The organism is Mucilaginibacter sp. NFX135 (assembly GCF_048565145.1).
GTDB lineage: Bacteria > Bacteroidota > Bacteroidia > Sphingobacteriales > Sphingobacteriaceae > Mucilaginibacter.
In genome coordinates, this window is the sequence record NZ_CP183412.1 from 4,611,419 (window position 1) to 4,633,096 (window position 21,678).

A 21,678-nucleotide genomic window follows, 5' to 3' on the forward strand; every position below is an offset into this window, starting at 1 on the left:
TATGGCAGAAAAAAAGGCATTTATATTACGTATTAATCCGGAGGTGCTGAAGGAAATAGAGACCTGGGCCGCCGAGGAATTCCGGAGCACCAATGGCCAGATCGAATACCTGCTGCAACAGGCCTTGCTTACCCGCAAAAAAACCGCGAAGAAAAAGAAGGAATAATATTTTGGAACAAGGATTTTGGGAACAAAGAGCAAGGACTTTTGATTTCATTAACTAATGGTTTGTATAATCCAATAAGTCATCTTGAACTTATTTCAGGATCCCACAGGAAAGGTAAACCATCATGCCGTACACCTTGCATATGGGATACTGAAACAAGTTCGGTATGACGCTGGCTATTCTGCTTAAAAATCCGTATATTTATATCAACGCCAGCCCGGTTCATTTTCATAATGATCCGGGCTGTTTTGTTAAGGATAAAACAAGATCAAAAACTAACCACTTGGTATACGATGATTTGATGATCAAAAAGTTAGTACTTTTTAAAGTTTCAAAAACCACTCAAAACCGGGTAAAAATTTGTTAAAAAGTGTTAAAATGAGATTTTTCCGAGCAGTTTTCGAGCGATTTTCATCATTTTTTGAGCAGAAAAGTGTTAAAATTAAAGGTTTAAAAAGTTTTTGCAGTTGGGATCAGGCCGGTAAAGGCTCGTGAGCACCGACCACCAAACGGTATGCACCGAAAAATAAAACCAAAAAACCATCGTCCGGGCCGAGGGTAAATTATTATGCATGCATAGCTTTTTCCTTTCATCAAAATAACTAAATTTGCCACACCAATTTAATGAGGGACACATGAAAGAAGTAGTAATAGTAGCTGCCACACGTACGCCTATCGGCAGTTTCGGGGGGAGTTTAGCCGCCTTAAGCGCCACGCAACTGGGCGCTTTAGCCATCAAATCAGCAATCGAAAAATCGGGTCTTAAACCCGAGCATATACAGGAAGTATATATGGGCAATGTAATGCCGGCCAATCTGGGGCAGGCACCTGCTACCCAGGCGGCTATATTTGCCGGTTTGCCTTATTTACCTGCCACTACTGTAAATAAAGTATGCGCTTCGGGCATGAAAGCTATTATGCTGGCTGCCCAAAGTATCGCCATAGGTCAAAATGATATTGTAGTAGCCGGCGGTATGGAAAGCATGAGCAATGTGCCCTATTACCTGGATAAGGCCCGTAATGGCTACCGCCTGGGCAACGGTCAGATTACTGACGGACTGGTAAAAGATGGCCTCTGGGACGTTTATAACGACTACCACATGGGTTCAGCAGCCGAATTGTGTGCTACTGATTGCAACATCAGTCGCGAGGAGCAGGATGCCTTCGCTATTGAATCTTACAACCGGGCCCAAAAAGCACAGGTCGCAGGCAAATTCAGCGATGAAATAACACCGGTGGAACTTAAAGACAAAAAGGGTGATACCACTTTATTTGCCGAGGATGAGGAACCTAAAGCGGTAAAATTCGAGAAAATACCTACGTTAAAGCCTGTATTTAAAAAGGATGGTACCGTAACAGCCGCCAATGCGTCTACTTTAAATGATGGCGCGGCGGCCCTGGTGCTCATGAGTAAAGAAAAAGCAGACGAACTGGGCATTAAACCATTAGCCAAAATAGTAGCCCATGCCGATGCGCAGCAAGCCCCGGAATGGTTTACCACTGCCCCATCCAAAGCTATCCCACTGGCTTTACACCGCGCTGGCTTATCTGCAGATCAGATCGACTTTTTTGAGATCAACGAGGCATTCTCTGTAGTATCCATAGCCAACAATCAGCTTTTAAAGCTCGATCCGGCTAAGGTTAATGTTAATGGTGGCGCTGTTTCACTCGGTCACCCGCTGGGTGCTTCCGGAGCGCGTATCATAGTTACCTTACTCTCTGTTTTACAACAAAATAAAGGCAAATACGGCGCCGCCGGAATTTGTAATGGCGGCGGTGGCGCCAGCGCAATGGTTATTGAAAATTTACGTTAAATTAAACAAACCGGCTGTTCAACTATAAGTTACAACGGCTATTATGATAAATTATTTAATTTAGCGGCAACATCATGTTAATTTTTAGATACCCGGTATGGTAGCCAAGCGCTTGTTTCTGTTCGTAATCTCCCTGTTTATTTGCGGCCAGACTTTTGGTCAGCACGCAGACGAGAGTTCACGCATAAAACAATTAAACATTTACCAGGACAGCCTTGCTTCGCTGGGTAAAAAAATGGTAAATAATGAAAACGACCTGGAACGTAAAAATGCTAATTACCAGTTTATTAAAACACTGGTAAGCGCCTTAAAAATCAATAATTCGTTCCTTTTTCCTTTTGATTCGGTTAAAAGCATCAGCATTCTTAATTCGCCTGATAACCGTTTCCGGATCATGAGCTGGCACATCATGAACCAGGATGGCAGTTATCGCTTTTACGGTACTATTCAACTCAATACTGGTGGTCCGCTCAAAATGTTCCCGCTCGAAGATTATTCGCCTCTACTCAAAAACCCCGAAGATTCGGTGACTGATAACCGCAAATGGTATGGTGCCCAGTATTATAAGATCATCCCGGTATATGCGCAAAAACCGTATTACGTGCTCCTGGGCTGGAAGGGGAATACCGTAAAATCGACTAAGAAAGTTTTGGAGATACTGTCTTTTAACAATGGAGATAAGCCTTCGTTCGGCATGCCTGTTTTTGACGGCAATAGCAAAACCCGTAAAAGGGTGATATTTGAGTATACCCGCCAGGTATCCATGCTGCTGCGATATATACCAGATCAAAACGTCATTGTGTTTGACCACCTGGCTCCGCCTGATAAAAAGATGAAGGATCAGCCCGAAACTTTTGGCCCCGATTTAACCTACGATGGTTACAAACTAAAGAATGGCCGCTGGGTATATACAGAAAATCTGGATATGCGCAATATCCCTAATAATAGTGATGCCGAATACGTGGATCCTAAAAAACAGGCCGCGAAAGATAAAAGCGCTGCACATTCAAACTAAATTTCATAAAGCTATTCATATTCCAAATAATCAATATAATTTGTAACACTTTTAGTATAAGGTCTTGATACCTAATATTTATACTATTTTTAACAAAATTAAATAATGCAAGAAAGCCCAGCCGTAAAGGCTACCTCAAAATCCAGATTCCCAAAGAGCGTTCCCTATATTATCGGGAACGAAGCTGCAGAGCGTTTCAGCTTTTACGGAATGCGTTCCGTATTGACGCTATTTTTGGTAAACCAGTTTTTTAATCCCAACCATATTGTTGCTTTAACAGATGTTGCCAACGCCAGAGCCAATAAGCTTCACCACCTATTTGTGATGGTGGCCTATGCTTTGCCATTTGTAGGCGGCATGATAGCCGATTGGTTTACCGGCAAATACAAACTTATTTTATATGTATCGATAATTTACTGTTTGGGGCATCTAATGCTGGCCATGTTCGATGGTGGCCTTGGCGGCTTTGAATTAGGCTTACTTGTAGTTGCAATTGGCGCCGGCGGTATTAAATCATGCGTATCTGCTAATGTGGGCGATCAGTTTGATGCTACCAACCAGGATCTGCTCTCGAAAGTTTACGGCTGGTTTTATTTCAGCATCAATGCCGGCTCTATGATTTCAACCGTTGCTATTCCATGGACCTATGATCACTTTGGCCCCAGGTGGGCTTTTGGTATCCCCGGTTTGCTGATGGCGCTGGCAACCATCATCTTTTTTTCGGGCCGTAAAAAATATGTAAAGGTTCCACCACAAGGCGTTAATCGTAATAACCTGGTATTTATAACCTGGTATGCCCTAACTCATTCAGGTCAACGCAAACCCGGCCAATCCCTGCTTGATGTTGCCAAAGGGTCATATGACCCCGAACGCGTTGAAGGTGTGAAAGCGGTATACCGGGTTATGTCGGTATTCTTTTTCGCACTGGCATTTTGGGCTGTTTGGGATCAATGCTTGTCTGAGTGGACCTTATATGCCGAAAGAATGAACCGTGTAATTAACCTGGGTTTTACCTCGTTCACGGTACTGCCTGGTCAGTTATCAACTGTTAATACGGTGTTCCTTCTTCTATTCATTCCATTTTTTAACTACGTAGTATATCCATGGCTTGACAAAATTGGGCTAAAAACAACCCCGCTGCGAAGACTTGGCACCGGCCTGATTTTAACGGCTTTATCATTCGTGGTAATCGGCATAATACACACCAGCCTGGATCATGGCGGTACACCCTCCATCTGGTGGCAGGTGTTTGCGTTTATGATACTTTCAGCAGCCGAAGTTTTGGTTTCTATCACCGGATTGGAATACGCTTACACACACTCGCCTAAATCAATGAAAAGCACTATGACCGGTATCTGGTTCCTGGTTGTATCGTTTGGTAATTTGATTACAGCGCTTGTTAATGGCCTAATAGAAGACGGCGGCTGGTGGACACGTAACCTGAAAGGAGCAAACTATGAATGGTTCTTCGTTATTTTTATTTGCGTATTTATCCTGGTATTTATGTTTGTTGCACCACGGTTAAAGGAACGCAACTATATTACTGATCCCTACATAGATAATCAGGTTATTTCTGATACGCATAACTTATAAGTTTTAGCCATATGATAAAGCAGTTAAGTAACAATATTATTTAACTGCTTTATTTATTTTAAAACCGGGTTTAAATCAATTATTTTTGCCTTTTATTTACCTGATATTTTTTAAGTGCCGGATAGCATTGTAATAATACCCACCTATAATGAAAAGGAAAATATTGAGCGGATGATCCGCAAAGTGTTTTCTCTGCCCCATGATTTTCATTTACTCATCATTGATGACGGATCGCCCGACGGTACAAACATCATTGTAAAAAACTTAATGAATGTATATCCCGAACGTCTTTTTATAGAAGAACGAGCGGGTAAGCAGGGCTTGGGCACGGCCTACATACATGGCTTTAAGTGGTCCATTGCACGTCATTACGACTATATTTTTGAGATGGATGCCGATTTTTCGCATAACCCGGATGATCTGCTCAAACTCCGCCAGGCCTGTATTGATGGCGCTGATGCTGCCATTGGCTCACGATACAGCAATGGGGTAAATGTAGTAAACTGGCCCATGAGCCGCGTGCTGATGAGCTATTTTGCGTCGGTATATGTAAGGTTTATCACGGGCATTGATGTGCGCGATTCTACAGCTGGTTTTATGTGCTACAAGCGTAAAGTACTGGAAACCGTAAGGCTCGATAAGATAAAATTTGTGGGCTATGCCTTCCAGATCGAGATGAAATATACCAGTATCAAACATGGCTTTAAACTGGTTGAAGTACCTATCATCTTTACCGATCGTACAGCTGGCACCTCCAAAATGTCGACTGGTATATTCAAGGAAGCATTTTTTGGGGTGATACAAATGAAGATCAACAGTATTTTCAGGAAGTACCCGGAAGGGTAGATGTGAGATTTGAGATGTGAGATTTGAGATAAAATCTTAATTGCTGATTTATCTCTTTCAAGGGATAGACAAAAGAAGAAATATTGATTTTAAGATATTTGTAAAAAATCTGTCTCATATCTCATATCTCACATCTCAAATCTAATTAAAAAAGCTAATTTCGTTGGCAATGAACGAGCATCTTGACCCCGGAGCAGAAAGATTGACCAATACCGAGCGCGATATTGAGCGGGTATTGCGTCCGCAGCAATTTGAGGATTTTACCGGTCAGCATAAAATATTAGCCAATTTAAAAGTCTTTGTACAGGCTGCCCGCCAGCGCGGCGAGGCGCTTGACCATGTGTTGTTACACGGTCCTCCGGGATTAGGCAAAACTACCCTGTCGCATATTATCGCTAACGAAATGAGTGTGGGTATCAAAATCACCTCAGGCCCGGTACTGGATAAACCCGGTGACCTTGCAGGCTTGCTTACCAACCTGGAAACCGGCGATATCCTGTTTATTGATGAGATCCATCGTTTAAGTCCGCTGGTTGAGGAGTATTTATACTCGGCCATGGAGGATTTTAAGATAGATATTATGCTGGAAAGCGGCCCAAACGCGCGTTCGGTGCAAATATCACTTAACCCCTTTACCCTGGTAGGTGCCACCACCCGCTCAGGTCTGCTTACGGCGCCATTAAGAGCCCGCTTTGGCATTAACTCGCGACTGGAATATTATGATGCCAAGTTGCTTACAACTATTGTACTGCGCTCGGCATCCATACTCAAAACCCCTATCACGGATGAAGGTGCATATGAAATAGCCCGTCGCAGTCGCGGCACCCCGCGTATTGCCAATGCTTTGCTACGCAGAACACGTGATTTTGCCCAGATCAAAGGAACCGGTAATATTGATACGGACATAGCTCAATACGCACTGAACGCACTGAATGTGGATGAACATGGTTTAGATGAGATGGACAATAAGATACTCGTTACCATTATTGATAAGTTTAAGGGCGGCCCAGTTGGTTTAAAAACCATTGCTACTGCCGTTGGTGAGGATGAAGGTACTATTGAAGAAGTATACGAGCCATTTTTGATACAGGAAGGCTTTTTGATGCGCACCGCTCGCGGGCGCGAGGCTACAGAAAGCGCTTATAAACATTTAGGTAAAATAAAACTGGGTGGCAATCCATCTCTATTTTAGTAAACCAAAAAATCTACCATATTAAGCCATGAGAACACCATTACAAAAAAGTTTCGGGTTTTATTGCAAAATGCTTTTAGCTATTGCTATTATTTTCACATTTTATTCAGCTAATACGCAAGCGCAGATCACCCCGGCCGACTCCCTGGCCAAAATTAAAGCCGATAGCCTGGTAACACGACGATTAGCTACCGGTACCAAAGTGGGTATTGCTGGGTTGAACCATGACCATATACATTTGATATTGAATGAATACCGCCATGGTAACGTGAACATTGTTGGTATAGCTGAGCCCGACAAAAAGCTTTGGCAAAAGTTTGGTAAAATATATAACCTGCCCGACTCCCTGTTTTTTGAGGACCTGAAAACCATGTGCCTCAAACGTAAACCTACCATTGTATTGGGCTATAATGCAGTAGGCAAACACATTGACATTGTAGAAACTTGTGCCCCAATGGGCATCTCGGTTATGGTTGAAAAACCTTTGGCAGCCACGCTCGAGCAGGCTAAAAGGATGGAATTCCTGGCGCTTAAATATTACATTAACCTGCTTACTAATTACGAAACCACCTGGTACCCATCGGTACAAAGCGCCTATAATACCGTAAAAACCGATAGTATTGGCGTTATCCGTAAGATGGTTTTTCATGATGGCCACCAGGGTCCCCGGGAGATTGGCTGCAGTGAGGATTTTTTAAGCTGGCTAACTGATCCGGAACTTAACGGGGCCGGTGCACTCAATGATTTTGGCTGCTACGGTGCCGATATGATGACCTGGTTCATGCAGGGTCAGCGTCCTATCGCGGTAACAGCAATCGCTCGTCATTACAAACCATCGGTATATCCCAAAGTAGAAGATGATGCTACCATTATAGTAGAATATCCCAATGCTACCGGGATGATCGAAGCATCATGGAACTGGCCTTTTAGCATAAAGGATATGGAAATATTCGGGGCCAAAGGTTATATCCATACTTTTGATCCTGACAAAGTTCAGGTACGCATCAACAATGATGTAAAAGAGTTTAAAGCGCCTCCATTGGCCTTAACAGAAAGCGCCCCTGTACCTTACTTTACCACCGCACTTAAAAACCCCATCAAAGTACGTAATGACCGCTCATCGTTAAAATACAACATGATCGTAATGCAAATACTGGATGCCGCCAAAAGATCGATCAAAGAAGGTAAAAGAATAGTTTTGTAATAGCTGGTTAAATAATTTTATTTATAAAATTGCAAACCTGCACATTTATAATATTAATTTCGCCGTTAATTATAATCTAAAATCATTACTGTCATATGTTAAAAAAAGCTTTTGTGTGGTTAACCGTTTGTACATTAGGTGCAATGTCATGCCAGTCTAAACCTTCTGATAAAACAGCTGCGGCTGCTGATAAAAATGCCGGAACTCCTGCCGCTACCCCCGGTGGAAAGATTGATAACGCCGCCATTATGGCCCGTAAACAGGTGCCTGTGGTTTGCTATCACCAGATACGCGACTGGAAAGCCACCGATTCAAAAAATGCCAAAGATTACATCGTACAAATAGCGGCTTTTAAAGAACATATCAAAATGCTGGCCGACAGTGGATACCATACTATTTTGCCTGATCAGTTATACGCTTATCTGACAACCGGCGCACCACTGCCTAAAAAGCCTATTATGCTAACATTTGATGATACCGATCTTGATCAGTTCACCATTGCTAATCCAACCCTCAAAAAATATGGCTTTAAGGCTGTTTATTTTGTAATGACCGTATCTATCGGCCGCCCTCATTATATGACTGCCGATATGGTTAAGAAACTATCTGATGAGGGTAACATAATCGGAAGCCATACCTGGGATCATCACCGGGTTGATAAGTATTCTCACAATTCAACGTTGAAGATCATTGGCAAAAACGGCAAAGTAACTACCCGTCCGGTTGATGATTGGGTTACACAGATAGATAAACCTACCAAAAAACTGGAAGAAATTACAGGTAAAAAGATAGATTATTTCGCCTATCCTTTCGGCATCTGGAAAAAACCGGTTTTACCAGAGATCCAAAAAAAGGGTTTTAAGATAGCTTTCCAGCTGGCTGATAAACGTGATCCGGATTACCCGCTAATGACCGTTAGAAGGATATTGGATAGTGGTTACTGGAGCACCAAAACGTTCAGCAATAGCGTAAGAAACAGCTTTTAGCCCCCGGCCCCCTAAAAGGGCAGTTTACGATTAAACCTTTATCACCATGCTATTAAAACCCCTGCTACTGTTGCTTGCTTCAGGCATTATAGCATGTCAGTCGAAACTAACTACAAAAGCTGCTGTAATTCCACAGCCGGCTATAAAAGCAGCAGTATTAACGGGTATAAGCCCTGTTGATACTGCTGCTATCATGAAACGAAAACAGATCCCTGTTTTATGCTATCATCAGATAAGAGATTGGCGCCCTACAGATTCCAAAAGCGCTAAAGATGATATTGTACAAATAGCGGCATTTAAAGAGCATATCAAAATGCTGGCTGATCAGGGATATCACAGCATTCTGCCCGATCAGTTGTATGATTATCTCACTGCGGGTACTCCACTGCCGTCCAGGCCAATCATGTTTACTTTTGACGATACTGATCTGGACCAATTTACCATCGCTGCCCCGGAGTTAAAAAAATACAATTTCAAAGCCGTGTATTTCATCATGACGGTATCTATTGGCCGGTCGAATTACATGAACAAAGCACAGATCAAACAACTATCTGATGAAGGAAATGTGATTGGCAGCCATACCTGGGATCATCATCCTTTTACAAAACTTAGCGGCAAGGATTGGGAAATTCAGTTGGACAAGCCTACAAAAAAACTGGAAGAAATAACGGGCAAACCTGTTAAGTACTTTGCCTACCCTTTTGGTTTATGGAACAAAGAAGGTTTACCAGAATTGCATAAAAGAGGTTTTAAGGGAGCTTTTCAGCTCTCCACAAAACGTTATCCTGGTGATCCATTAATGACAATCAGAAGGATCATCGATAGCGGACATTGGAATGCAAAAAATCTGATGGGTAATATAAACCGTGATTTTTAATTGACTGTACTCCCAATTAGTCGTTAAACTGTATTCAATAGGCCGACTATCAACCTACCCCTAAAAACTTTTAACTTAATACTATTTTCCGGCAACCCATTTTACAGCTTCATCCAACTGCTCCAAAGGATAACCTTTATACTGTCCTGGAATAATGTATTTAAATAAGTGACTAAATTCACGTACACCTTTTTGATCGGTTACAATAGCAAGTTTGTGCCATCGCAAAAAGTATTTCAGGCCAATTTCGATGTTTCCGCACCAGGCCCCTGCTGTAAAATTTTGAATATTAGTTTCTAAAACTAATAAAAAATTGATTTTCCCTGTTTTTGTTACCTGCTCCTGGAGCAAAGGTAAAAGGGCTTTCTCGTAATCGTTAATGGTTACCTCACCAACTGCATGCATACCTAACACATGTGAAGGCAAATAATTCATGTGTTCAAGCATCTTCCATATTTGCAACAATAGTTACAAATACCACACCAATAATTTAAAAAAAATATTTTTTATTAAAATACGATGATTAGCGGCTTCTGATTAATAACAGTTAACTAAATGGCCCACGATTTATGAATTTTATTTTATACTATCTTTGCATAGGTAATGCAAAACAGGACAATATATAGCCAATTGATCAAAACCGAAGCCCAAAAGCTTGGTTTTTTGTTTTGTGGTATCTCAAAAGCCGAATTTTTGGAAGACGAAGCCCCACGGCTGGAGTCGTGGTTAAAAAAGAACATGCATGGCGAAATGCAATACATGGAAAACCATTTTGACAAACGGCTTGATCCTCGTTTGCTGGTTGATGGTGCCAAATCGGTAATATCATTAGGTATTAATTACTACACCAATAACAAACAGGAAGATCCTAACGCGCCCAAAATATCAAAATACGCCTATGGAATTGACTACCACACGGTTATCAAAGATAAATTAAGACAGCTTTTACAAACCATTAATGAAAAAATAGGCGAGGTTGGCGGTCGTGTATTTGTTGATTCAGCGCCGGTACTGGATAAAGCCTGGGCAAAAAAGGCAGGCATGGGCTGGATAGGCAAAAACTCCAACCTGTTGAATAAAAAGGCTGGTTCCTTCTTTTTTCTGGCCGAACTGATCATTGATCTGGAATTGGAATATGATATAGCCCCCACAATGGATCATTGTGGTACCTGCACCAATTGTATTGACGCCTGCCCTACCGATGCTATTGTTGGCCCATATGTGGTTGATGGTAGCCGCTGCATCTCCTACCTCACTATTGAGCTAAAGAACGAAATTCCGCAAGAGTTTAAGGGCAAAATGGATAACTGGATGTTTGGCTGCGATATTTGCCAGGATGTATGCCCCTGGAATAGTTTTTCGATACTGAATACCGAACCTGCTTTCACACCACACCCCGAACTGCTTCATCTGAAAGCTGATGAGTGGCATGAAATAACACAGGACGTTTTTCAAAAAGTATTTAAAAACTCAGCAGTAAAACGCACCAAATTCACGGGACTAAAACGGAATATTGATTTTTTGAGTAAATAAGGATAAAATAAATTGAATGCAACAAAAAAGTCTCCTACAAACTAATTTGTAGGAGACTTTTAATATTTTCAATCCTGAAAATTCTTTAATTCTGTGAATTCTGATTCAGATAATTTATCCCTTTTTAAACTTCAGGGCTAATTGTTGCAGCATATCGTCATCAACAGGTTTCGCGGGCTCTTCCTTCTTTTTATTAAAAGGTTTAGGCGGATATTGAGTCCGGGTATGATCGGGTTTGGTAAATTCTTTTTTAGGATAATCAGTTCTTGGAGTATCCGCTTTTGGAGCTTGTTGTTCTGGTTTTGGTTGTGCTGCTGCTTTTGCCTGGCGCTCAGCCGCTTTTTTACCATTCCAACGGGTGTATATTTCTTCCAGCTTCCTTTTGGTATATAGCGGAAAATCACCCTGCATCATCCAGGAGTAATAGCTTGGTTCTACGTTAAATACATCCTCCACGCGTTTACCTTTGTGTTTTCCAAAATTGATCAACTCTTCGCCTTGCTCATTAAAAACCATACGACCGGCAAAATCAACCGGTTTGCTTAGGTTAGTGAAATTATGCAATGCCTCTACATCGCCCACAACCGGGATACTGATATTTCCTTTCTTATCTTCCCACTGCATATTCTCGTAACGTTCAATCTGCGCCAGCAAAACTTCCATAGTGGCGCGGGTATCGGCTTCGGCAGAGTGTGCGTTCTCAATCACTTTATTACAGTAAAACTGATAGGCCGCTTTTAATGTACGCTGCTCCATCTGGTGAAATATGTTTTGTACATCCACAAAATGACGTGCATCCAGGTTAAATGATACTCCAGCACGCAAAAACTCCTCCATTAACATTGGGATATCAAACTTGTTAGAATTGTAACCGGCCAAATCACTTTCGCCAATAAATTCCGCTACCGCCTGCCCTATTTCCTTAAACAGCAATTCATCCTTGATGTGCTCATCATAGATACCATGTACCAGGGATGACTCCAAAGGAATAGGCATGCCAGGGTTAACGCGCCAGGTTTTTACCTCCTCGCTGCCATCCGGGTTTAGTTTTATTACAGAGATTTCAACTATACGATCGGAACCAATATTGGTACCGGTTGTTTCCAGGTCGAAAAAAGCAAGAGGGCGTTTTAAATTTAATTTCATTTTAAAAGTATCGATAGTAGATGGTACAAAGGTCGCAAATGTCCTAAAAAGAATCAGCAGAATAAATTTTTTAATTTATTTAATATAAACGTTTTATTTTTAATTTAATACCTTCCTATTTTATCACAATATTTCATGAAGAAACTTTTACTCATTTCGCTTTTATTCATTGGTATACAACACATTGCAGCTGCACAAGACTTTAAAGAAGGTTTTGTACAGGAAGAGGTAGACATGCGCCGATACGACAAAGATACGGCTGCCCACGCCGTTTATTTAAATGAATATGGCAATTCGCGGATGGATGTGACTCCCGATGAACATATCGGTCTTATTTATAACTATCATGCTAAAATTAAAATATTCGATAATAAGGGTTTTGCAAGCGGCACCATCGAGATCCCTGTGCACAACAATGACAATGTATCGGAAGAAGTTACCGACATAACCGGTACCACTTACTATAAGGACGATAATGGCCTGATGCAAAAAGTGGACCTTGACCCTAAAAAGATATTCAAGGTAAAAGATTACAAATACCAAAGTACCATTAAATTTGCATTGCCTGGTTTACGGCCGGGCTGCGTTATTGAATTCAAATACAGACTTACCTCTCCTTTCTGGGATAATTTTCGCAAATGGGAATTTCAGGACGATATACCAAAGGTTTATTCTCAATACGAGGTACATATCCCGGGCTTTTGGTCATTTAACATATCAATAAGAGGCCCTTATAAACTTACAAAAAGCGCTTCTGAGCTTGAGCGCGAGTGCTTTACCTCGCATGGAGCAAAAAGCGACTGTTCGCATATGACCTATGCTATGAAAGATATACCCGCTTTTGTGGAAGAGGATTATATGACCTCGCCAAAGAATTTTTTATCAGCTATATACTTTGAACTGGTGGAGTACACCAACCCATATTCGGGGGTTAAAACTGTAATAACTAAAGAATGGAAAGATATAGACCGTCAGCTTAAAAATGATGAATGGTTTGGATCGCAAATGAAGCGAAAAGACCTGATGAAGGAGCGTATGGCGCCGGTGATAGCCGGTAAAACCACCGAGATGGATAAAGCTACTGCTATTTACACCTATCTGCAAAAATGGTATAAATGGAACGAATACATTGGCATATCCAGCTCAGATGGTATTAAGCGTGCCATGGATGCCCATACCGGTAGTATAGCCGATATTAACCTCACTTTGATCACGGCATTAAATGCGGCAGGCATTAATACCGAGGCGGTGCTACTATCAACCAGGGAGCATGGCAACATCAATACCCTGTACCCTGTGATCAGTGATTTCAACTATGTGGTAGCTAAAACAAATATTGACGGAAAATCTTATTACCTGGATGCTACCGACCCTTTATTATCTTTTGGAGTACTTCAACTAAAATGTTTGAATGATAAAGGCCGGGTTATAAGCCTGGATAAGCCCTCCTACTGGGTTGAATTAAGCACCCTGCAAAAAACCAGCGAGATTCACACGCTTGATCTAACCCTGCTTGAAAATGGAAAGATCAAGGGCACTATCACCAATTATTATAGTGGCTATGATGCTTATTTGCAACGCAAAGCGATTAAAAAATTCAACTCGGTTGATGAATATATAGAGGACCTGGACGGAAAACTGCCCAAAATAAAAATCTTAAAATCAAACATCAGTAATTTGGATAGTCTTGGTCAGCCTCTTGGCGAAGTATTTGAAGTGGAGATAGATGCCTTTGAAAATATGAACAAAGCACATTTGGTGTTTAATCCCTTCTTTTGGGAAAAAAGAACTACTAATCCCTTTAAACTTGCCGAACGCGATTACCCGGTTGACTGGGGCATGGCGCGTGATAACCGGCTTGTACTAACCATGCATTTGCCGCCTCAATACGTTGTTGAAACCCCGCCCCAGGTGGTGGCTTTTGCTTTACCTAATAGCGGTGGTATGTTTGTTACCAATTTTGACAACCACGATAACGAATTCACTTTTTCAAACATCACCCGGTTTACCAAAGCCATTTATATGCCCGAAGAATATCCTTACCTTAAGGAATTATATAACAAGATAGTCCTTACAGAAAAAACTGATATGGTTTTTAAGAAAAAATAATGAGAGCAGGTTTATTACTATTTTTTTTATTGATCGGTAACCTGTATGCCAGCGCGCAGGATAATTATGATGTGTCGCTCATTTCCAAAGATCTTTTACCTTATGCCAGCGCTGTGGTGCGAAACAATGAAGTAAGCGTTGAGGTAAAGGACTATGATAATACACTTTATCACATCAAAACCGCGGTTACCATATTAAATAAAAATGGCAACAATATAGCCGATATAGTGGTTTGGCATAATAAAAGCCGTGTTATAAAAAGTATTAAGGGAATAGTTTATAACCAGTTTGGTAAGCCTATCAGTAAGTTTTCGGAAAGTGACTTTGAGGATGTAAGCGCACGGGATGGCTTTTCGTTATTCCAGGATTTAAAGGTCAAGCATTATAATCCTGCTGTAACTGATTATCCATATACCATTGTTTATGAATATGAAGTAAAATCAAAACAGTCACTCAACTTTAGCGATTGGGAACCCAACTCCACTACCGGGCAGGCAGTTGAAAAAAGCACATACGCCTTTAGTTGTAAACCCGATTTTAATATCCGGTACAAAGAGATCAATATGCCCGTTAAAGTAGTTACAGGCATTAATAAAGATGGGTATAAAACCTATACCTGGCAGGTTAATAACTTAAAAGCGGTTAAGGATGAACCCTATAGCCCGAACGAAGATAAATACCTGAGTTGTGTTAAAATAGCTCCCGAAAAATTCAGCTACGAAGGGATCACCGGTTCGTTTAACAATTGGAAGGAGATGGGGAAATGGATTTATGATAAGCTACTGGCCAGTCGCCTTCAGGTACCTGGTGCTACAGGATCATACATGAAACAACTCACCGATGGCATTACCGACCCCAAATTAAAAGCCAAAAAGATATACGAATATATGCAGGGTAAAACCCACTATATAAGCGTACAGGTAGGCATTGGGGGATATCAGCCCTTTTTAGCTGCCGATGTAGATGAGCAAAATTATGGCGATTGTAAGGCCCTGGTAAACTACACCCAGGCTTTGCTTAAAACCGTGAATATTGACTCCTACTATTGTATAGTGGAAGCCGGCAGCCGTAAACAAAGCCCGTTAAGCGATTTTGCCAGCATGAACCAATTTGACCACGTTATTTTATGCCTGCCCTTTAAAAACGATACTACTTTTTTAGAATGCACCAGTCAGAAAATACCTTTCGGCTTTCTGAGTGATTTTACCGATGATCGTTTGGTGCTGGCCTGCAGGCCGGAAGGCGGCAAATTGTTGCACACACCCAAATATACTGCCCCAAATAACCTGCAACAGCGCAAAGCCACCTTCGTTTTGGATGCACAAGGAAATTTATCGGGCGAAATGCAAACCATTTTTAAGGGTACACAATATGATAATCGTGAAAGCATAATTGAAGAAGCGCCTAAAGAACGCATAAAAAACCTACAGAAGGAATATGCCATTAATAACATGGACATTGAAAAAGCTGAGTTTAAACAGGATAAAAGCCTGCAGCCTGTAACCACCGAAACCATTAAATTGAGCGCCGGCGAATATGGATCTGTAAATGACGGAAAAATAACCTTCCTGGCTAATGCCACTAACAGGACCCACACCGTTCCACGCGAGATACGTAACCGGCGCCATGAAGTGTATATCAATCGAGGTTATACAGATGAAGATGAGATCATTTACACCCTACCGGCGGGTTATCATTTAGATATGCACCCTAATGATGTTTCCATCACCAAACCATTTGGCAAATTTTCGGCAACTATAACCGTAAACGGGAATGAATTGAAATATAAACGCCGTGTGCAACTGCTTGACGGAACTTACAGTAAGGATATTTATCAGGACCTGATCGATTTTTTTCAGGCTATTGTGGAGAGCGACGACAACAATGTTACCCTGACTAAAGGTAACTAAATATCACAATGCCGAGTATGATACCGATGATCATCACCAAATAAAGTAAAATCTCGTTACCTGCAAAACGCTTATATTTAGTCCAGAAGGAGTAATTCTCTTTTTGATCTGACATAATGTGGCAAAATTACCAATTAATTCCAGATGTGCAGATATGCGGATGTGCAAATGTGCAGATTTTAGATGTGTAGATTAAATTATCAATAAGTTATTTCATTTGCACATTATTTACCGGCACTCGCATCTGTAACGCTGGTATCGGCTATGATGGAACCGGCACGAGAAAAGTATTTATATATAGAAGGGTCGCGCAGGCGAACAATAATTACCCCCCGCCTGGAACTGGCGTGCACTACATATCCATTTTGAAGGTATACGCCAACATGACTAAACTGCTTACCGTCAAAATCAAAGAAAACCAGGTCGCCTTCTTTCAGGTCTTCTTCGTATTTACGTTTAATTACGGCGATCTGCTTACTGGTCATCCTCGGTATGGTAATACCATAAACCTGCTGCTCCAGTAAAAAAACAAGGCCCGAACAATCTACACCATTCTGATCCAAACCGCCAAATTTATAAGGAACGCCCATCCATTGATCAATAAACGTATATAAGCGACCATTTTGGATATCACTCCTATCCACCCCCATGATCTGTGAATACTTATCGGCCATTTCTGTCCTTGGTTTCACAATTTCGCCGGGCTGCCCTTTCATCGCAGCCTTACGCGAATGACAGGAAGTTAGTACCAATGGTACAAAAAGCACGGCAAACAGATAAAGCAGATGGCGATGTTTAGTCATGCGGTAAAATTATACTTAAACTATAGCTATTTAATGCGGATATTTTTAACATATTAACAATGGGTGGATATGCAGACATGCAAATATGCGGATGTGCAAATTAGCTTCGTTGAAGGCTGCATCGTTTCAGATGTGTGGATTAAAGTCGATATGGGCATAATTATCATCTGCATATTTGCACATCTGAAATCTGCACATCTAAGGCTTACATCCGCACATCTGCATATTCGCACATCTGAAAACTGCACATCTAAAATCGGGGCTGGGGGGCTAAATATTTTCCGAACCAATCTATATAGCGCTGTACCCTATCCACCTGGTAGCTTGGTATACTGATACCGTGGTATTGGCCAGGATAAAGCACCAGCTCCGTTGGTATACCTTGTGACCGTAGCGCCTGGTACATTTGCTCGCTCCCGGAAGTGGGTACGTTAAAATCCTTTAAACCCGACATAAACAGCGTTGGTGTCTTGATCTTATCCGCATGAAAAAATGGGTACGACAGTTTAATATACTTGTCAGCATTCTTCCACGGAACACCCAATTCATTATCATACTGAACCACCCATTGGTCGCTGCCATAAATGGATAGTTGCAAAGCACTGCCTGCCCCACTTGCCGCGGCTTTAAAGCGAGGATCCGTAGCTATGGTATAATCTGTTAGTATACCACCATAACTCCAGCCCCCTATGCCTAATCGCTGAGGATCGGCAACACCCATTTTCACTAATTCATCAACGGCGCCAAGCAGGTCTTTTACTTCCTTATTACCCCAATCGGCATAAATGGCTTTGGTAAATTCTAAGCCTCTGCCGGTACTACCTCTGTAGTTAACCGCGGCAACAGCATAGCCTGCGCCGGCCAACACCTGCCGGGTTGCATCAAATTCAAACTCGTCCTGATCCGTTGGCCCTCCATGGATATATAAAATAAAAGGCATTTTCTGGGTTACAACGCTGTCCGGAGTATACAATATTCCCGACACCAGCGTACCATCGTTACTAAACGATTGAAAACCTTTCACATAAGCCAGTTTAACCCTACTCAGCCATTTATCCTGATGAAAAGTAAGCCGGCGGATTTTGCCATTTTCAATTGCCACCAGTTCATGCGGCATATACGGATTAGTCATCTTGGCTATCCAGTTACCCGGAGAATGGGCTATCAGGGTCTCAAAACTACATTGGGTACCTTTGTTAATTACGGTGGATTTACGAAGCAGCAAATTATATTGGGCCACGTATCTGATCCGGTCATTACTTACCAGATAAACGATGCTCTTACCATCCTTACTCCAGGCATGGTTGCTCACCGGTCTGTCCAATTGCGCGGTAAGCAGTTTATTGTTTTTACCATCCGCGTCCATGAGGCAAAGTACATCATGCTGATAAATAAAATAATCAGCATTGCTGGTTGAACGCAGGTAAGCGATATACTTACCATCCGGACTCCATAAGGGCTTAATATCATGCCCTGTAAAAGTGGTTAATTGTTTGGCTTCGGCCCCGTTTCTGGCTTCAATGGTAAAAATGTCCGAATTTTCATTTTTGTCGGGATCATCGGTATGGTTACTTACAAAGGCTATGGTTTTACCATTCGGGCTCCAAACCGGCGAATCATCGTCCATATCTCCCCGGGTTAAAGTGTCCAGTTTCTTGGTATCAATATCATAAACATATAAATGCCCATGTCGATGCTGCAGATAACCCTCAATATCCTGTTTAAAATGATAGCGGTCAATTTTTATGGGAGCAATTGTTTTGGGTTCGGGTTTCCCCCCATTTTCCGGATCCTTGATAATCAGGGCCAATCTTTTGCTATCCGGCGACCAGACGTAATCCTGTAACTCTCCTTTTATATCGGTTAGTTTGTGACCTTCGCCACCTCTGCGATCCATCAGCCAAACCTGCCCCCCATTTTTGGAATCTTTTTCGGATAGGAAGGATAAATATTTACTATCCGGGCTCCATTTGGGTGTTGAAGATGGCTCATCATCAAAAGTAAGCTGAATGGACTGCTTGCCATCATAACTCTGCATCCAGATGTGTGAAATCCTTTTATCCTTAGCCGAGTCAACCTCAGCTAAACCATAAGCTATCCATTTACCATCGGGCGAAAGCTGTGGGTCATCCAACGTAGGGATATGGTAAAAATCGGTTGGCTTAAACGGTTTTTTAACCGTTTGAGCCAAAGCGTTGCTGCAGAGCCCAACTAAAATAAATAATAATGTCTTTGTATTCATCATATCAACTATTCGGATATTTCAGTAGTCATATTGCCAATAAAAAGCTCCCCCTTTAGGGGGTTTGGGGGAAGTTACTTTAAGTATTTATTATACCAATCTACATAACGTTGCAACCTGTCAACCAGGTAACTTGGCTTGGTAAGGCCGTGAAATTGATTAGGGTATAATATCAATTCTGTTGGTACGCCCTGCGATCTCAGCGCCTGATACATTTGCTCGCTCCCTACGGTAGGTACATTAAAATCGCGCAGGCCAGACATAAACATCACCGGTGTTTTTATTTTATCAGCATGAAAGAACGGATATGATAGCTGGATCCACTTATCAGTAGTTTTCCAGGGCAAGCCAATTTCATTTTCATATTGTAATACATACTGATCAGTTCCATAAACTGATAACTGCAAAGCGCTACCCGCACCACTGGCGGCCGCTTTGAAACGGGTATCTGAGGCGATAGTATAATCGGTCAGGATACCTCCATAGCTCCACCCGCCAATACCTAAATGATCAGGATCAGCAATTCCCATTCTTTCCAGGTGATCAACAGCGCCTAACAAGTCTTTTACTTCCTTATTACCCCAGTCAGCGTATATGGCTTTACAATAATCAAGACCACGGCCATTGCTGCCCCGGTAGTTTACGCCGGCTACGGCATAACCCGCTGCAGCAAGCATTTGTCGGGTAGCATCAAAGGTATATTCGTCCTGCCCTACAGGGCCGCCGTGTATAAACAATATCAACGGCCATTTTTTACCGGGGATGCTATCCGGTGTAAATAATATCCCCGATACCTGCGTACCATCAACGCTACTCGATTGGAAACCAGATACATGGGCCAGCTTTACCGTATTCAGCCAATTTTGATGATGAAAGGTTAAACGGCGAAGCTTTTCACCTTCCAAAGCAAATATTTCTGCAGGCGTATACGGATCGCTTTTGGCCACCACCCAGTTACCAGACAAATTGGTATTAATATCAGTGATACCAAACATCCCCTTGCTTACCGTTGCTATTTTGCCGCTGTTAATATTAATACTGGCCAGGTAACGCTGCCGGTCGTCCGTTACTAAAAATGATATATTTTTATTGTCTTTACCCCAGGTTTGGTCAGAAACAGGCCTGTCGAGCTGCGACGTCAACACCCTGTTGTTGGAGCCAACCGCATCCATGATACATAACACATTCTGATCATACATCATATAATCAGCATCACTTGTACTGCGCAGATAAGAGATATATCGACCATCAGGGCTCCATTGCGGGTTGCTGTCGCGGCCTTTCCAGGTGGTCAACTGCAGCATGGTTGAATTGGGCCGTGCATCAATAGTAAATATATCCTTATTCTGATTTTTATCAGGGTCAACGGTGCGGTTGCTTACAAAGGCGATTGTCCGGCTATCTGGCGACCATACCGGCTCATTTTCATCTTTATCGCCTTTGGTAAGCGTGTCGAGTTTCTTAGTATTTACATCAATCAGATACAAATGATCATGCAATTGTTGTAAATAGCCTTCTACATCCTGTTTAAAGTGATAGCGGTCGATCACAATAGGTTTGGGTGTTTTTGGTGCCTCCTTGCCTTTGTTTTCCGGATCACCGATTACCATTACTATTTTCTTGCTATCCGGCGACCAGGCATATTCGCTCAGGCTACCTTTTACATCCGTCAGTTTAAAGCCCTCCCCCCCACGCCTGTCTATCAGCCAAAGCTGCGAACCGTTTTTGGAATCGCGCGAAGAAAGAAAGCCCAGGTACTTACCATCTGGGCTCCACCTGGGCGATGAAGCTGCTTCATCGCCATGTGTCAACTCTATTGACTCTTTGCCATCCCAGCTTTGCATCCACAGGTGCGAAACACGTTTGTCCTTAGCCGTATCAACGGTTGATACGCTGTAAGCCACCCACTTACCATCAGGAGCAAGCTGCGGATCGCTCACTGCCGGTATACGGTAAAAATCAATTGGCTTTAAAGGTTTCTTTTCCTGCTGGGCAAAAGCATAAAAGGAAATGGATAAAGTAATAAGAGATAATAAGGTTCTTTTCATACAACATAGGTATATAGTGATGTAATTTAGCAATTATGCCAAACAATTTGCCTGAACCGCAATCATCGGGATTGAATGATTTACATGATTTTGACTAAGCATAATTTGTCTGAACTCGAATTTATCGAATTTTTGAATTACTGGAATTTTTTACCGTTGGTCTTAGAATTATTCTAATTCTGTAAATTCAAAAA

18 protein-coding genes are annotated in these 21,678 nt (G+C 41.9%); 12 read left to right on the plus strand and 6 right to left on the minus strand.

Annotation, left to right across the window (positions count from 1 at the left end):
• Position 1: 1 nt before the first annotated feature.
• The 9 genes from ACNURT_RS19170 (at position 2) to ACNURT_RS19210 (ending at position 9,693) form a co-directional block, all read left to right on the plus strand.
• Entirely contained in the window at positions 2 to 166 is a 165-nt protein-coding gene (locus ACNURT_RS19170; protein WP_419699097.1) for a ribbon-helix-helix domain-containing protein, read from the plus strand.
• Positions 167 to 801: 635 nt separating this feature from the next.
• Complete coding sequence (locus tag ACNURT_RS19175; protein WP_419699098.1) at positions 802 to 1,980, plus strand: acetyl-CoA C-acyltransferase; 1,179 nt, start codon at positions 802 to 804, stop codon at positions 1,978 to 1,980.
• A 97-nt stretch (positions 1,981 to 2,077) separates the two neighbouring features.
• Complete coding sequence (locus ACNURT_RS19180) at positions 2,078 to 2,995, plus strand: hypothetical protein (RefSeq protein ID WP_419699099.1); 918 nt, start codon at positions 2,078 to 2,080, stop codon at positions 2,993 to 2,995.
• 105 nt (positions 2,996 to 3,100) lie between these two features.
• Complete coding sequence (locus tag ACNURT_RS19185) at positions 3,101 to 4,588, plus strand: MFS transporter (RefSeq protein WP_370995467.1); 1,488 nt, start codon at positions 3,101 to 3,103, stop codon at positions 4,586 to 4,588.
• A gap of 114 nt (positions 4,589 to 4,702) precedes the next feature.
• Positions 4,703 to 5,434, plus strand: coding sequence for a polyprenol monophosphomannose synthase (locus ACNURT_RS19190; protein WP_370995468.1), 732 nt, complete (start codon positions 4,703 to 4,705; stop codon positions 5,432 to 5,434).
• Positions 5,435 to 5,603: 169 nt separating this feature from the next.
• Positions 5,604 to 6,626 carry a Holliday junction branch migration DNA helicase RuvB gene (gene ruvB / locus ACNURT_RS19195; protein ID WP_166094004.1) on the plus strand — a complete coding sequence of 341 codons (1,023 nt, stop codon included), beginning with the start codon at positions 5,604 to 5,606 and terminating at the stop codon, positions 6,624 to 6,626.
• A 28-nt stretch (positions 6,627 to 6,654) separates the two neighbouring features.
• The gene (locus ACNURT_RS19200; protein WP_419699100.1) at positions 6,655 to 7,830 is read left to right on the plus strand and encodes a Gfo/Idh/MocA family protein; all 1,176 of its coding nucleotides are present in this window, start codon (positions 6,655 to 6,657) and stop codon (positions 7,828 to 7,830) included.
• Positions 7,831 to 7,925: 95 nt separating this feature from the next.
• Positions 7,926 to 8,816, plus strand: a complete 891-nt coding sequence (locus ACNURT_RS19205) for a polysaccharide deacetylase family protein (protein WP_370995471.1) — start codon at positions 7,926 to 7,928, stop codon at positions 8,814 to 8,816.
• A 46-nt stretch (positions 8,817 to 8,862) separates the two neighbouring features.
• Positions 8,863 to 9,693 carry a polysaccharide deacetylase family protein gene (locus tag ACNURT_RS19210; protein ID WP_419699101.1) on the plus strand — a complete coding sequence of 277 codons (831 nt, stop codon included), beginning with the start codon at positions 8,863 to 8,865 and terminating at the stop codon, positions 9,691 to 9,693.
• Positions 9,694 to 9,774: 81 nt separating this feature from the next.
• On the opposite strand, the gene ACNURT_RS19215 is transcribed toward ACNURT_RS19210, so the two are convergent.
• Positions 9,775 to 10,128: an STAS/SEC14 domain-containing protein gene (locus ACNURT_RS19215; protein ID WP_419699102.1), complete on the minus strand. Its 354-nt coding sequence runs from the start codon at positions 10,126 to 10,128 to the stop codon at positions 9,775 to 9,777.
• 168 nt (positions 10,129 to 10,296) lie between these two features.
• Between ACNURT_RS19215 and queG the strand changes: the two genes are divergently transcribed.
• Positions 10,297 to 11,226 carry a tRNA epoxyqueuosine(34) reductase QueG gene (gene queG / locus ACNURT_RS19220; protein ID WP_419699103.1) on the plus strand — a complete coding sequence of 310 codons (930 nt, stop codon included), beginning with the start codon at positions 10,297 to 10,299 and terminating at the stop codon, positions 11,224 to 11,226.
• A gap of 114 nt (positions 11,227 to 11,340) precedes the next feature.
• On the opposite strand, the gene ACNURT_RS19225 is transcribed toward queG, so the two are convergent.
• Positions 11,341 to 12,372: an exonuclease domain-containing protein gene (locus tag ACNURT_RS19225; RefSeq protein ID WP_370995475.1), complete on the minus strand. Its 1,032-nt coding sequence runs from the start codon at positions 12,370 to 12,372 to the stop codon at positions 11,341 to 11,343.
• A 135-nt stretch (positions 12,373 to 12,507) separates the two neighbouring features.
• Between ACNURT_RS19225 and ACNURT_RS19230 the strand changes: the two genes are divergently transcribed.
• Positions 12,508 to 14,481, plus strand: coding sequence for a DUF3857 domain-containing protein (locus tag ACNURT_RS19230; RefSeq protein ID WP_419699104.1), 1,974 nt, complete (start codon positions 12,508 to 12,510; stop codon positions 14,479 to 14,481).
• Positions 14,481 to 16,391, plus strand: a complete 1,911-nt coding sequence (locus ACNURT_RS19235; protein WP_419699105.1) for a DUF3857 domain-containing protein — start codon at positions 14,481 to 14,483, stop codon at positions 16,389 to 16,391. The genes ACNURT_RS19230 and ACNURT_RS19235 overlap by 1 nt, the downstream gene beginning before the upstream one ends.
• On the opposite strand, the gene ACNURT_RS19240 is transcribed toward ACNURT_RS19235, so the two are convergent.
• The 4 genes from ACNURT_RS19240 to ACNURT_RS19255 form a co-directional block, all read right to left on the minus strand.
• Entirely contained in the window at positions 16,378 to 16,506 is a 129-nt protein-coding gene (locus tag ACNURT_RS19240) for a hypothetical protein (RefSeq protein WP_256367780.1), read from the minus strand. The genes ACNURT_RS19235 and ACNURT_RS19240 overlap by 14 nt on opposite strands.
• Before the next feature lie 109 nt (positions 16,507 to 16,615).
• Positions 16,616 to 17,194: a C40 family peptidase gene (locus ACNURT_RS19245; RefSeq protein WP_419699106.1), complete on the minus strand. Its 579-nt coding sequence runs from the start codon at positions 17,192 to 17,194 to the stop codon at positions 16,616 to 16,618.
• 250 nt (positions 17,195 to 17,444) lie between these two features.
• On the minus strand, positions 17,445 to 19,439 hold the full coding sequence (locus tag ACNURT_RS19250; RefSeq protein ID WP_419699107.1) for a S9 family peptidase: 1,995 nt from the start codon (positions 19,437 to 19,439) through the stop codon (positions 17,445 to 17,447).
• 71 nt (positions 19,440 to 19,510) lie between these two features.
• The gene (locus tag ACNURT_RS19255) at positions 19,511 to 21,484 is read right to left on the minus strand and encodes a prolyl oligopeptidase family serine peptidase (RefSeq protein WP_419699108.1); all 1,974 of its coding nucleotides are present in this window, start codon (positions 21,482 to 21,484) and stop codon (positions 19,511 to 19,513) included.
• Between the last annotated feature and the right edge of the window lie 194 nt (positions 21,485 to 21,678).

What these genes read in the sequence shown, in the direction of transcription:
- ACNURT_RS19215 (WP_419699102.1), bottom strand. Translation starts at nt 10,128, where the DNA reads ATGAATTATTTGCCTTCACATGTGTTAGGTATGCATGCAGTTGGTGAG.
- queG (WP_419699103.1), top strand. Translation starts at nt 10,297, where the DNA reads ATGCAAAACAGGACAATATATAGCCAATTGATCAAAACCGAAGCCCAA.
- ACNURT_RS19255 (WP_419699108.1), bottom strand. Translation starts at nt 21,484, where the DNA reads ATGAAAAGAACCTTATTATCTCTTATTACTTTATCCATTTCCTTTTAT.
- ACNURT_RS19185 (WP_370995467.1), top strand. Translation starts at nt 3,101, where the DNA reads ATGCAAGAAAGCCCAGCCGTAAAGGCTACCTCAAAATCCAGATTCCCA.
- ACNURT_RS19210 (WP_419699101.1), top strand. Translation starts at nt 8,863, where the DNA reads ATGCTATTAAAACCCCTGCTACTGTTGCTTGCTTCAGGCATTATAGCA.
- ruvB (WP_166094004.1), top strand. Translation starts at nt 5,604, where the DNA reads ATGAACGAGCATCTTGACCCCGGAGCAGAAAGATTGACCAATACCGAG.
- ACNURT_RS19240 (WP_256367780.1), bottom strand. Translation starts at nt 16,506, where the DNA reads ATGTCAGATCAAAAAGAGAATTACTCCTTCTGGACTAAATATAAGCGT.
- ACNURT_RS19225 (WP_370995475.1), bottom strand. Translation starts at nt 12,372, where the DNA reads ATGAAATTAAATTTAAAACGCCCTCTTGCTTTTTTCGACCTGGAAACA.
- ACNURT_RS19245 (WP_419699106.1), bottom strand. Translation starts at nt 17,194, where the DNA reads ATGACTAAACATCGCCATCTGCTTTATCTGTTTGCCGTGCTTTTTGTA.
- ACNURT_RS19200 (WP_419699100.1), top strand. Translation starts at nt 6,655, where the DNA reads ATGAGAACACCATTACAAAAAAGTTTCGGGTTTTATTGCAAAATGCTT.
- ACNURT_RS19180 (WP_419699099.1), top strand. Translation starts at nt 2,078, where the DNA reads ATGGTAGCCAAGCGCTTGTTTCTGTTCGTAATCTCCCTGTTTATTTGC.
- ACNURT_RS19170 (WP_419699097.1), top strand. Translation starts at nt 2, where the DNA reads ATGGCAGAAAAAAAGGCATTTATATTACGTATTAATCCGGAGGTGCTG.
- ACNURT_RS19205 (WP_370995471.1), top strand. Translation starts at nt 7,926, where the DNA reads ATGTTAAAAAAAGCTTTTGTGTGGTTAACCGTTTGTACATTAGGTGCA.
- ACNURT_RS19235 (WP_419699105.1), top strand. Translation starts at nt 14,481, where the DNA reads ATGAGAGCAGGTTTATTACTATTTTTTTTATTGATCGGTAACCTGTAT.
- ACNURT_RS19250 (WP_419699107.1), bottom strand. Translation starts at nt 19,439, where the DNA reads ATGATGAATACAAAGACATTATTATTTATTTTAGTTGGGCTCTGCAGC.
- ACNURT_RS19175 (WP_419699098.1), top strand. Translation starts at nt 802, where the DNA reads ATGAAAGAAGTAGTAATAGTAGCTGCCACACGTACGCCTATCGGCAGT.
- ACNURT_RS19230 (WP_419699104.1), top strand. Translation starts at nt 12,508, where the DNA reads ATGAAGAAACTTTTACTCATTTCGCTTTTATTCATTGGTATACAACAC.